Raw genomic sequence first — 12,585 nt, forward strand, 5'->3', positions numbered from 1 at the left:
AAAAGAGTCCGTGGCAATTTATAACCATGAACGGCCACACCTGGCCCTGAAATACAAAACGCCCGATGATGTTCATCAGGCGTTTTACAGACAAAAAACTGTCAACCTATATCAGGACTAGTCATAATAATTAGAGAACCAATTTAATTTATCGCGTAAGCCAACGACCCGGCCAACGATAATCAGCGCCGGGCTTTCAACCTGTTGCGCTAATTCACCAAGCTGCGTCAGCACACCGTGGACGACGCGTTGCTTCACAGAGGTACCGTTTTCTACCAGCGCAACCGGCATATCGGCCTGCATACCGAATGCGATCAGTTTTTCCTGAATAGTCGCTGCCTGATTCAGCCCCATGTAGAACACCAGCGTCTGTTTTTCTGCCGCCAGGTTTTCCCAGTCCAGCTCGCCGCCGGTTTTCAGGTGACCCGTGACCAGACGTACGCTCTGTGCGTAATCGCGATGGGTTAGCGGAATACCGGAGTAGGCGGAGCAACCGGAAGCCGCGGTAATCCCCGGCACTACCGAGAAAGGAATACCGGCATGACACAGCGTTTCCAGCTCTTCGCCGCCGCGACCAAAGATAAAGGGATCGCCGCCTTTCAGGCGTACCACGCGTTTACCTTTTTGCGCTTCACGCAGCAGGATCTGGTTGATTTCTTCCTGTGGGACGCAGTGGTAACCTGCGCGTTTCCCCACAAAGACCCGATCGGCATCGCGGCGTACCAGGTTCATAATGTCGTCGGAGACGAGGCGATCGTAAACCACGATATCCGCCTGTTGGATTTGTTGTAACCCTTTCAGCGTCAGCAGTCCGGCATCGCCCGGCCCGGCGCCGACCAGCACGACTTCGCCACGGTGATCCAGCGGTTCGCTAAACAGGCGTTCGGTTGTCGCGTTAACCGCTTTCTCATCGGCATTCGCCAGCGACTGCGCCAGCCGGTCATTGACGAAAAATTTTTCCCAGAAGCGACGACGCTCGCCCATCGTGGCAAACTGCTTTTTCACTCGGGCGCGGAGTTGCCCGGCATAGCGCGCGACCTGCCCCAGATGCTGCGGCAGCAGCGATTCCAGCTTCTCGCGCAGCAGACGTGCCAGCACCGGGGAAGTGCCGCCCGAGGAGACGGCGACCATCAGCGGCGAGCGGTCAATAATGGAGGGCATGATAAAGCTGGCGGCTTTCGGCGCATCCACCACGTTGCAGAAGATACGGCGTGACTCCGCCGCGTCGCTGACACGCTGGTTGACGGTATCGTCGTCGGTGGCCGCGATCGCCAGCCAACACGAGTCGAGAAGCGTTTCGTCGAACGGACCCTCAACCAGAGTCAACATGCCTTCATTTGCCCATACGGTGAACTGTGGAATGAAGGTTAGCGCATTGACCGTTAAACGTGCGCCTGCTTCCAGCAGTAACCGTGCTTTGCGTTCTGCGACATCGCCACCGCCGACGATCAGACAGTCGCGGTCGCGTAATTGACAAAATATAGGCAAATGGTCCACGACATTACCCCTTAATTATTGGCAGCAGCCTCTGGCTGATTGATTTTTGCCGGAGCCGGACGCTCCGATTTTGGCGTAGCATACCAATAACCCAATCCCATGAATACGACACCGGACAAAGTATTACCGAGTGTCACCCACAACAGGTTATGACCAATTCCGGCCAGGGTATAGGCGTCGCTGTGATGACCAAACCAGGAGAGGGCGAACAGCGTCATATTCGCGACGGAGTGCTCGTAGCCGGAAGCGATAAACGCCAGCAGACACCACCAGATAGCAAGAAATTTTGCCGTGCCTTCGGTGCGGATCGCCATCCAGATTGCCAGACAAACCAGCCAGTTACACAGCGCGCCTTTGAAGAACAGTACCGTGGCGGGCGCGGTGGTTTTCGCCAGCGCGACTGAGTGAACGATGCTGGTATCTACCGGCAACAAACTGCCGCCGCCCCAGCTGTAAAGCAGGGCGACAAAGACGGAACCGACCAGGTTGCCGAGCCAGGTTTGCGGCAGGATAGCCCACATTTGACCGTGGCTGATGGTGCCTGCTTTAACGCCCAGCGTCAGGAACATGGTGTGGCCGGTAAACAGTTCGGAACCGGCGATGATGACCAGCGTTAAGGCGATACCGAAGGTCGCTCCCATCACCAAAGGACGCACGGACGGGTCGAGCAGATTGCCGAGGGTGAAAATAAGAATGATGCCGAGACCGACATAAGCCCCGGCCATTGCCGAACTGACCCAGAAGCCGAGCGGATTATTCGCCGACAGGCGTGCGATGCGCGCAGCGTTAGCCGCACACTTATTGATAGTGTCTGTAAACATTTGATTATCCTTGAAGTACAAAAAATAAAAAAAATCGTAACCGTAGGCCGGATAAGGCATTTATGCCGCCATCAGGCAATGTGCTTTTGCAATTGCCTGATGGCGCTACGCTTATCAGGCCTACCAATAAAAGACCTACAAATACGTCAAAAAAGGGGAGGCGTTGCGCCTCCCAAAAATAATTAACCGCGCAACTGCACCACGCCGTCTTTCACCCGCGCGTCGTACTGTTTCACAGAGAACTGCTCATCTTCCATGCACAAACCATCGCTCAGGCGGAAGCGCTGCTTTTTCAACGGGCTGGCGACCCACAGTTCGCCCTGGTGTTCCGCAATCAGTCCACGAGACAGCACACTGGCCTCAAAGAACGGGTCGATGTTGCTGATCGCAAACACCTGATCGCTATGGTAAGGACGGAAAATCGCCACCTGTTCGCCGCCTGACAGCGCGCAGACGCCGGTTCCCGGCAGGATGTCATCGATTTTGCAGATGTTTTGCCACTGACTCATGCGTTTTCCTCCACCAGAGTGACCGGGATACGTTCATACGGCGTGGCCGGTCGATGCTGTTCACGTTCCGGGACGACCTGGACATTTGGGTCGCGCTTGTCGCTGTTGATGAAGTGTTTGAAACGAACCTGCGCCGCTGGCGTGTTGACGGTCTCCGTCCACTCGCAGACCACCGCTGCGCGCAGGCGCGCCATCTCTTCTTCCAGATGTTCGTTCAGGCCCAGCTTATCGTCGATGATGACCGATTTCAGATACTCGATGCCGCCTTCCAGGTTGTCTAACCACGGCGCGGTACGGGTCAGTTTGTCGGCAGTACGGATGTAGAACATCATAAAGCGGTCGAGATACTTGATCAGCGTGTCGCGATCGAGATCGGCTGCCAGCAGATCCGCATGACGCGGTTTCATGCCGCCGTTACCGCAGACGTACAGGTTCCAGCCTTTCTCAGTGGCGATGATACCGACATCTTTACCCTGCGCTTCCGCACACTCACGGGTACAGCCGGAGACGCCGAACTTCATTTTGTGCGGGGTGCGAATGCCTTTGTAGCGGTTTTCCAGCTCGACGCCGAAACCGACGCTGTCGCCCACGCCGTAGCGGCACCAGGTGCTGCCGACGCAGGTTTTCGCCATTCGCAGCGCTTTGGCATACGCGTGACCGGTTTCGAAGCCCGCTTCAATCAGCTGACGCCAGATTTCCGGCAGATCGTCTTTTTGCGCGCCAAACAGACCGATACGCTGAGAACCGGTAATTTTGGTATAGAGGTTAAACTCGCGGGCGATACGCCCCACGGCCACCAGACCTTCCGGGGTGATTTCACCGCCAGCGGAGCGCGGGATCACCGAGTAAGTACCGTCTTTCTGGATATTCGCCAGGAAGTTGTCGTTAGTATCCTGTAGCGGCGTGTGCTGCGGTTTGAGGATGTATTCGTTCCAGCACGACGCCAGCAGCGAACCGACGGTCGGCTTACACACTTCGCAGCCGTAGCCTTTACCGTGTTTCGCCAGCAGTTCTTCAAAGGTTTTGATACCTTCCACGCGGATTAAGTGGAACAGTTCCTGACGAGAATAAGCAAAGTGCTCGCACAGGTTGTTGTTGACTTCAATACCCTGTTTCGCCAGTTCGGCGTTCAGTACCTGCGTCACCAGCGGGATGCAGCCGCCGCAGCCGGTTCCGGCTTTGGTTTCCGCTTTCAGCGCCGCCACGGTATGGCAGCCTTTATTGATAGCGGCGATCAGATCGCCTTTAGTCACATCGAAGCAGGAGCAGATCTGCGCGCTGTCCGGCAGTTTATCCACGCCGATAGCGGGTTTACCACTGCCCGCGTGCGACGGCAGAATCAGCGAATCCGGGTTTTCCGGCAGTTCGATGGCATTCAGTACCAGTTGCAGCAAATTGCCGTAATCGCTGGTGTCGCCGACCAGCACTGCGCCGAGCAGCGTTTTGTTATCTTCGCTGACAATAAGACGTTTGTAGACTTCTTTGCTTTCATCGAGGTAAACGTAGCTACGCGCGCCCGGCGTGCGGCCATGCGCGTCGCCGATGCCGCCGACGTCCACGCCCAGCAGCTTCAGCTTGGCGCTGAGATCCGCGCCTTCAAAGGCGTTTTCACTGCCGAGGATATGGTCAACGGCGACCTGGGCCATTTTATAGCCTGGTGCGACCAGACCGTAAACGCGGTTGTTCCAACTGGCGCACTCGCCGATAGCGTAGATATCCGGGTCGGACGTCTGGCAGGTGTCGTTAATCACGATCCCGCCGCGCTGTGCGACGGCCAGACCGCACTGGGTAGCCAGCTTGTCGCGGGGGCGAATACCGGTAGAGAAGACGATAAAATCGACTTCCAGCTCGCTGCCATCGGCAAAACGCATAGTCTTACGCGCTTCGTTACCCTGCTGAACAATCTCTTGCGTGTTTTTACTGGTGTGTACACGCACGCCCATGCTTTCGATCTTGCGACGTAGCTGCTCGCCGCCCATCTGATCGAGCTGTTCCGCCATCAGCATTGGCGCAAATTCAATGACGTGCGTTTCCACGCCGAGGTTTTTCAGCGCGCCAGCGGCTTCCAGCCCCAGCAGACCGCCGCCGACCACCGCCCCGCGCTTGCTGCGACGGGCGCAGGCTTCGATAGCGTTGAGGTCTTCAATGGTACGGTAAACGAAGCAATCCTGGGTTTCGGAGCCTTTAATCGGCGGAATCCACGGATATGAACCGGTCGCCATGATCAGCTTGTCATAATAAACGGTACGACCCGCGCTGGAGTGAATCACTTTCTCCTGACGGTTAATGGTGATTGCGCGTTCGCCAACCAGTACCTTCACGCCGTGCTTCTCGTAAAATCCTTCACGCACCAGAGAGAGCTCTTCCGCGGTGTGGTGAGAGAAGTAGGATGACAGGTGGACACGGTCATAGGCTTTACGGGGTTCTTCACAGAACACGGTAATGTCGAACAGGCTAGCGTCGGATTTATCAAGGAGATCCTCAATAAAGCGGTGGCCGACCATACCATTACCGATAATAGCGAGTCTGACTTTGCTCATTTTTGCCTCGATTTCTTTTCTATTACCGCCTACCTTAACGATTCAGCAACCCCGCTTATTGATGTAAATCAAATTCACCTTTATATACCTCTTAATGGGTATATGGCTGATTTGTCTGGATTTTTATAAGTGGCGGAATTGTCAGGCTTTTCAGGTTTGTACAAATAACATACAAAATGAGGGGTTTTTAGACCAACAGGCCTACCTCGTCAGGAGGGGGATAGAGTGCCGGAGGGCGATGTCGCCATCCGGCAATCATTATCAATGCGTAGCTGGCGCGCTATGCTGGCGATGACGGGACACAAAGCCGAGCGCAAAGCACATCACAAAGACCACCGCATACAGGCCATTCGCGGTGAGTAACGCCGCCTGTGGACCGCTGTGCGCCACAATCGGGCCGGTGACGACGAAGGTCAGCATCGTTCCGATAGTGCCGCAGGTCAGAATAAAGTTAACCAGCTTAGGCGAGGCCACTTTCGTTTGCTGCGATCCCAGCGTAATGATGGAGGTATAAATGGCGCTGGAGAAGAAGCCCAGCGTCAGAATAAACCACGGCATATGCGCCTGCGTGCCGGTAATAAACAGATACATCAGTACCGCCGCCATACCCGCCAGTACGGTCAGAATGCGTTGCAGATCGAAAAAGCGCAGGATAAAGCTGAACGCCCACATGCCAAACATATAGGACATCCAGAAATCACTCACCAGCGCCCCGGCGTCATTCAGGCTCATGCCGAGGCCTTTGGCGTATTCCGGCACCCAGGAGATAAAGCCCAATTGACCGAGGATATAGCACAGCGCGGCGACGGCGAGAAACAGTACGCCAATGCCCCATTTTTCTTTGACGACAGGTGCCTGAGAGTGCTGCGCATGTTTACCCAGCGCCGGAAATTCACAGCCGAAGGTCAGGATGAAAATCGCCAGGTAGACCAGGCCGATGCAGGCGTAGACCCAGTACCACTCAATACTACGCGCCAGCAGGAAGGCGGCGACCATAGGAAAAATCATCCCCGCCATGCTGAAGAAGGAGTCGGTAAACAGCAGTCGGGAACCGCGCTGACGCCCTTCATACAGTTGCGTAATCAGGAAGGTGCCAATCGACATGGTGATCCCGCTGACCAGCCCCAGCACAAACATCGCCGCTGAGAACAACGCCAGGCTGTGGCTGAACATCAGCCCGGCCACCGCCAGCACCATCAGGATAAAACCAAAGCGTAGCTGTGTTTTCAGCGGGATGATTTCCATCAACCACGCATTGAGGAAGATCGAGATCAAAATCCCGGCGTTCAGGAAAGTAAAGGTGTTACTCATGCTGGAAACGGGCAGCTGAAAATAGTCTGCGATATTTCCCATCACCATCCCGGTGACAATCACCAGCGCCCCGGTCAGGGCGTAGGAAAGAAAGCTGATCCATGTGAGCTTGATGCGGTTGCTGTTAGTCATGTCTGGCCTTGAAGAGAAGTGAAGCGCGTGGAGGGCGCGTTAAGCGGGCAGATTTTAGGCGCTTTTGTGATGCATTTAAATAATTATTAGTGATAGTAATGTTCATTGCATTTTTTAATGTGATGTTTGTCACATCATATTGCAAGAATACGGCGTTGCGTCGTAACGTTACATTTGTTTCATATACGTAAAATTAGGTAAAGGGCTGGCCTGGCCCAGGAAGGCTCTTTAAAATCATTCCACTTGCTTTATTTCTGCTCTCTTTAAGGAAATCTCATGCTCAAATCGACTCTGGCGGCTGTCGCAGCTGTTTTCGCTCTTTCTGCTCTTTCTCCCGCAGCGTTGGCAGCAAAAGGCGATCCTCATGTGCTGTTAACCACCTCCGCCGGGAATATTGAGCTGGAGCTGAACAGCCAGAAAGCGCCGGTTTCTGTGAAAAACTTTGTCGATTACGTCAACAGTGGTTTCTATAACAACACTACGTTTCACCGCGTTATTCCTGGCTTTATGATTCAGGGCGGTGGTTTTAACGAGCAGATGCAGCAGAAGAAACCGAATCCGCCGATTAAGAATGAAGCCGACAACGGCCTGCGTAATACTCGCGGCACGATCGCGATGGCGCGCACCGCAGATAAAGATAGCGCCACCAGCCAGTTCTTTATTAACGTCGCGGATAACGCTTTTCTCGACCACGGCCAGCGCGACTTTGGCTATGCGGTATTTGGTAAAGTGGTAAAAGGTATGGATGTCGCCGATAAAATCTCACAGGTACCGACGCACGATGTCGGGCCTTATCAGAATGTGCCGACAAAACCAGTCGTTATCCTTTCCGCGAAAGTCCTGCCATAAAACATGCCTGCGCGGGCGCGAGCCGCCCGCGTTTTCTCCCTGTCTCAGCGTAACCTGAAATTGCTGCTTATACTTGTGGTCAAGCACAGACATATTCAGGGAGGCCCGGTGAAGAAACTTACCGATAAACAAAAGTCACGCTTTTGGGAACAGCGGCGCAACGTTAACTTCCAGCAAAGCCGCCGTCTCGAAGGTATTGAGATCCCCTTAGTAACCCTGACCGCCGATGAAGCGCTGGCACGTCTTGACGAGCTTCGGAGGCACTATGAGCGATAAATTTGGCGAAGGGCGCGATCCATACCTCTATCCGGGGCTGAATGTGATGCGTAATCGGCTGGGGATTCATCAGGCCCAGCGACTGGCGCAAGCGGCATATGAAATGACCGCGCTCCGTGCCGCCACGATTGAACTGGGGCCGCTGATACGCGGCTTGCCTCATCTGTGCGCGATTCATCGCCAGCTCTATCAGGATATTTTCGACTGGGCAGGGCAACTGCGGGAGGTCGATATTTACCAGGGCGATACCCGTTTCTGCCACTTTGCCTATATCGAAAAAGAGGGCAACGCTCTGATGCAGGATCTGGAAGAAGAGGGCTATCTGGTCGGTCTGGCGCACGAGAAGTTTGTCGAGCGGCTGGCGCATTACTACTGCGAAATTAACGTGCTTCATCCGTTTCGTTTGGGGAGCGGGCTGGCGCAGCGCATCTTCTTTGAACAACTGGCGTTACATGCAGGCTATGCGCTGAGTTGGCAAGGTATTGCGGTTGAAACATGGAAGCAGGCGAACCAGAGCGGCGCGATGGGCGATCTCTCCGCTTTGCAGGCGATTTTTCAGAAAGCGATAAGCGAAGCTCGCGAAACTGAGTAAAATAGTGCGGTTCTACTCACCCGGAGCCGCCATGATCCTGCTTATCGATAACTATGATTCCTTTACCTGGAACCTCTACCAGTATTTTTGTGAACTGGGCGCGGAAGTGCAGGTCCGGCGCAATGATGCGCTGACGCTGGCGCACATTGACGCTTTGAACCCGCAAAAAATCGTTATCTCTCCTGGCCCCTGTACGCCGAATGACGCTGGCATTTCACTGGCGGTCATCCGCCATTATGCCGGACGGATTCCGATGCTGGGCGTTTGCCTGGGTCATCAGGCGATGGCGCAGGCCTTTGGCGCGTCGGTGGTGCGGGCAGCGAAAGTGATGCACGGTAAAACGTCACCTGTTACGCATAATGGACAGGGCGTGTTTCGGGGATTGCCCAGCCCGTTAACCGTGACACGTTACCACTCGCTGATTGTCGACCCTGCCACGTTGCCAGAGTGTTTTGAGATCACCGCCTGGAGCGAAACGCAGGAGATTATGGGCATTCGCCACCGCGAGTGGGATCTGGAAGGCGTGCAGTTCCACCCGGAAAGTATTCTCAGCGAACAAGGACACGCTCTGCTGAAAAATTTCCTCCGGCGTTGATTTGTGGTTGCTATTGAGTGATTTTTTATTCATATTTTGTGATTATAATTTCACTGGCATTTCTACTTAACCGGGTGGTAATGATATGGCAACTGAACAAACGGCTATTACGCGCGCAACTTTTGATGAGGTAATTCTGCCTGTTTATGCACCGGCGGACTTTATTCCGGTCAAAGGTAAAGGCAGCCGCGTATGGGATCAGCAGGGCAAAGAGTATATCGATTTCGCCGGCGGGATTGCAGTGACTGCGCTGGGCCATTGCCATCCGGCACTGGTCGAGGCGCTGAAATCCCAGGGGGAAACCTTGTGGCATACCAGTAACGTTTTTACCAATGAACCAGCGTTGCGTCTGGGACGTAAACTGATCGACGCCACGTTTGCCGAGCGCGTGCTGTTTATGAATTCCGGCACCGAAGCGAACGAAACCGCTTTTAAACTGGCGCGTCATTATGCCTGCGTGCGCCATAGCCCGTTCAAAACGAAAATCATTGCCTTCCATAACGCTTTTCATGGCCGTTCCTTGTTTACCGTCTCTGTCGGCGGGCAGCCGAAATATTCCGACGGCTTTGGGCCAAAACCCGCCGATATTATTCACGTTCCCTTCAACGATCTTCATGCGGTGAAAGCGGTAATGGATGACCACACCTGCGCGGTGGTGGTCGAGCCGATTCAGGGTGAAGGCGGCGTGCAGGCGGCTACACCGGAATTCCTCAAAGGGTTACGCGACCTGTGTGACGAGCATCAGGCGTTGCTGGTGTTTGATGAAGTGCAGTGCGGGATGGGGCGCACCGGAGACCTGTTTGCCTATATGCACTACGGCGTCACGCCGGATATCCTCACCAGCGCCAAAGCGTTAGGCGGCGGTTTTCCGGTGAGCGCCATGCTGACCACGCAGGAGATCGCCTCGGCCTTTCATGTCGGTTCGCATGGTTCAACCTATGGCGGTAATCCGCTGGCCTGTGCGGTGGCTGGCGCGGCATTCGATATTATTAATACGCCAGAGGTACTACAAGGCATTCACACTAAGCGGCAACAGTTTGTGCAACATTTGCAGGCGATTGACGAGCAATTTGACATTTTCAGCGATATTCGCGGCATGGGGCTGCTGATTGGCGCGGAACTGAAGCCGAAGTACAAAGGCCGGGCGCGCGATTTTCTGTACGCAGGCGCGGAGGCCGGCGTGATGGTGCTCAATGCCGGAGCCGACGTGATGCGTTTTGCCCCGTCGCTGGTGGTGGAAGAGGCGGATATCAATGAAGGAATGCAGCGCTTTGCGCAGGCGGTAGGGAAGGTGGTGGCCTGATGGCGGATTGCCGGATAAGCGTAGCGCATCCGGCAGTCGGTCTTAACTTTTTGTATCCCGTAGCCGCTTACTCAGCCAGATACCGTGATGCGGACGCTGACGCCAGGCCATCGACGAAATGGTGTGCATGGTGTTCAGATGGCCAATGATGCGCTGTAAATGTTGTTCCAGAGTGCTCAATAAGCCATGTGACGGCATGTCCGGCGACTCCAGAATATTGACATCGCCGGAGCCGCCTGGCCTGTCGTACTCCAGGCGCTGCTGGCAGCGCTGAATCGCAATCTCGCAAGATTCCAGATAGCGCTGCGCCAGATCCGGCGTCAGCATGGTGTGTTCCCGCGCCAGCGTCGTCATGGCGTTGATATGCTCGACAATAAACTGGCTGTGCGTGACCCATAGTTTCATATCCGACAGATAGTGGGTATTGAATCCGGGTTCCTGCATTGCCTGATTTAACGAGTTGAATAACGTGTTATGCGCCTGGTTGACCCGCATTCTTTGATAAGCGAGCGGGGTGGCCTGCGGATCGTTACTGAGGATCAGTCGGATAGCTTCTTGATCGGCTTCCAGCGCATCATGGGCGTTTTTACGTAATAGCCCGCTTTGCCATTGCGGCCACAGCCAGACCATGCCGCCAAAGGCAATTAAACAGCCAATCAGCGTATCGATCAGCCTCGGCACAATAAACTGCTCTCCGTTTAACGTCAGTAACTGGATGGTGTATACCGCCGTCACCGTAAAGCCGACCGTCGCCCAGCCGTAGTTTTTACGAATAATCAGATAACTTGCCAGCGTTAGTACCAGCATGACCGCCAGCGTAATGCTTTCGGGAATATGTAAGTGCAGCGTGACGCCGGCAATCACCAGGCCGACCAGCGTTCCGACCGAACGGTGCAGAATACGTACGCGCGTCGCGCCATAGCCGTTTTGGGTGACAAACAGCACCGTCATGAGGATCCAGTACGGTTTAGGCAGGTGCAACGCGCTGCCCATCAGACTGGCGATGCTCATCATCACGCTGATGCGTCCGGCGTTGCGTAGCGCCGGCGATTTTAGAGACATATAATTTTTCAGCGCCGGAAGTAGCGGCAGACGACGCTGTTTATCGGCCATCAGGTCGCGGGCGTACAGCGGCCGCTGAGTACGCAGCACACGGGCGATTCGACTGAAGTGCCAATAGCAGAACTGGCCTACCGGATTTTCAGGATGCTGATTAGCGATCTTCTCCAGAGCGCCAATCTGTTTTTCCATGGAGAAGCGCGTCGGCAGACGATGATAAAGAATGTCATCCGCCAGCACGCGCAGACGGGCGGCGACCGTTTGCGCATTCCAGCGAATCACCTCTTCCGCATGGCTGCGTTCTACCAGTTTCTGTACCTCTTCCGGCTGATGCAAGCTGACGGAGATGTGCTCCTGCAAATCCATCGCTTCCTGAAAAGCCCGCAGTAGACGCTTGTAATCATTATTGTTGTGCGCAGAAAGCATATGCATCTGCTGGTAACACTGGGTAATGAGATCGACCGCTTTTTGTTGGCGTATCAGCAGGGGAGGCAACGCTTTTTCCGGATCGATATGTTGGGTGAGCAGGCTGTATTTCGCTTCGCAATAATCGGCCAGTTCACGGTATAACAAACTCAATGACTCGCGCAGCGGCTGTTCGCGCCATAGCCAGAACCAAAACCAGTTAAACACGCCGTACCATAGCGTGCCCAGCGCATAAATGAGCAGCGGCTCCCAGACGGGCATGTATCCCGCAAGGCTCAGGGTAAAGATGGCGGCAATCAGCGACGCTGGCAGTAACCGCGCGTGAAGCGGGCTAATTTCCGCCGTCACGCCAAGCACCAGCGTGAGCCCGGTCAGGATCAACGGCAGGGGGATGGATTCCGCCAGCAGAAGTTGCGTTACCAGACTGCATCCGGCGAACAGCGACGCGCCGATGATCAGGCGTTTAAAAAAGCGTTTGTGCGGGGTATCCAGACCTGCAATGTTGCAGCAGGCGGGAACGAGAGAGAAAAGCAAGCCCAGGTGTAGCTGGCCTATTAATAAACCAACAGCCACAGGCAGGCACAGCACCAGCGTTTGCCGTAGTGCGTAATTAATCTCTGGGTGATAAATCAGTCTTCGCCACATCGATGCAAACAAAAATGGCGCATGATAAAA

Annotated in this window: 11 protein-coding genes; 5 read left to right on the forward strand and 6 right to left on the reverse strand. The window is 54.7% G+C overall.

All coding sequences use genetic code 11. From position 1 onward, the window contains the following. Window positions 1-117: 117 nt before the first annotated feature. The 5 genes from cysG to tsgA all read right to left on the reverse strand — a co-directional run bounded on the left by cysG (window position 118) and on the right by tsgA (window position 6,810). A complete protein-coding gene (cysG, locus tag ACH0WD_RS23515) occupies window positions 118-1,497 on the reverse strand; it encodes a siroheme synthase CysG (RefSeq protein ID WP_000349898.1) in 1,380 nt (459 codons plus the stop codon). A gap of 11 nt (window positions 1,498-1,508) precedes the next feature. Further along, window positions 1,509-2,318: a nitrite transporter NirC gene (gene nirC, locus ACH0WD_RS23520; protein WP_000493569.1), complete on the reverse strand. Its 810-nt coding sequence runs from the start codon at window positions 2,316-2,318 to the stop codon at window positions 1,509-1,511. A 182-nt stretch (window positions 2,319-2,500) separates the two neighbouring features. After that, window positions 2,501-2,827: a nitrite reductase small subunit NirD gene (gene nirD, locus ACH0WD_RS23525; RefSeq protein ID WP_000084817.1), complete on the reverse strand. Its 327-nt coding sequence runs from the start codon at window positions 2,825-2,827 to the stop codon at window positions 2,501-2,503. Further along, window positions 2,824-5,367 carry an NADPH-nitrite reductase large subunit gene (gene nirB, locus ACH0WD_RS23530; protein ID WP_000049247.1) on the reverse strand — a complete coding sequence of 848 codons (2,544 nt, stop codon included), beginning with the start codon at window positions 5,365-5,367 and terminating at the stop codon, window positions 2,824-2,826. Before nirB ends, nirD begins: the two co-directional genes overlap by 4 nt. Window positions 5,368-5,628: 261 nt before the next feature. Further along, complete coding sequence (tsgA, locus tag ACH0WD_RS23535) at window positions 5,629-6,810, reverse strand: MFS transporter TsgA (RefSeq protein WP_000185267.1); 1,182 nt, start codon at window positions 6,808-6,810, stop codon at window positions 5,629-5,631. Window positions 6,811-7,086: 276 nt separating this feature from the next. Between tsgA and ppiA the strand changes: the two genes are divergently transcribed. The 5 genes from ppiA to ACH0WD_RS23560 all read left to right on the forward strand — a co-directional run bounded on the left by ppiA (window position 7,087) and on the right by ACH0WD_RS23560 (window position 10,425). Then, the gene (ppiA, locus tag ACH0WD_RS23540; protein WP_000920478.1) at window positions 7,087-7,659 is read left to right on the forward strand and encodes a peptidylprolyl isomerase A; all 573 of its coding nucleotides are present in this window, start codon (window positions 7,087-7,089) and stop codon (window positions 7,657-7,659) included. 108 nt (window positions 7,660-7,767) lie between these two features. Further along, window positions 7,768-7,935, forward strand: a complete 168-nt coding sequence (locus tag ACH0WD_RS23545; protein ID WP_001519136.1) for a YhfG family protein — start codon at window positions 7,768-7,770, stop codon at window positions 7,933-7,935. Then, window positions 7,925-8,527: a putative adenosine monophosphate-protein transferase Fic gene (locus tag ACH0WD_RS23550; RefSeq protein ID WP_001280665.1), complete on the forward strand. Its 603-nt coding sequence runs from the start codon at window positions 7,925-7,927 to the stop codon at window positions 8,525-8,527. Before ACH0WD_RS23545 ends, ACH0WD_RS23550 begins: the two co-directional genes overlap by 11 nt. A 31-nt stretch (window positions 8,528-8,558) precedes the next feature. Next, window positions 8,559-9,122 carry an aminodeoxychorismate synthase component 2 gene (gene pabA / locus ACH0WD_RS23555; RefSeq protein WP_000601880.1) on the forward strand — a complete coding sequence of 188 codons (564 nt, stop codon included), beginning with the start codon at window positions 8,559-8,561 and terminating at the stop codon, window positions 9,120-9,122. 85 nt (window positions 9,123-9,207) lie between these two features. Then, window positions 9,208-10,425: an aspartate aminotransferase family protein gene (locus ACH0WD_RS23560; RefSeq protein ID WP_000190024.1), complete on the forward strand. Its 1,218-nt coding sequence runs from the start codon at window positions 9,208-9,210 to the stop codon at window positions 10,423-10,425. A gap of 42 nt (window positions 10,426-10,467) precedes the next feature. Here the strand turns inward: ACH0WD_RS23560 and ACH0WD_RS23565 are convergent, their stop codons facing one another. Next, window positions 10,468-12,555, reverse strand: a complete 2,088-nt coding sequence (locus tag ACH0WD_RS23565; RefSeq protein ID WP_000269312.1) for a YccS/YhfK family putative transporter — start codon at window positions 12,553-12,555, stop codon at window positions 10,468-10,470. Window positions 12,556-12,585 lie beyond the last annotated feature (30 nt).

The organism is Salmonella sp. 2020_1395 (assembly GCF_043848115.1).
Lineage (GTDB): Bacteria > Pseudomonadota > Gammaproteobacteria > Enterobacterales > Enterobacteriaceae > Salmonella > Salmonella enterica.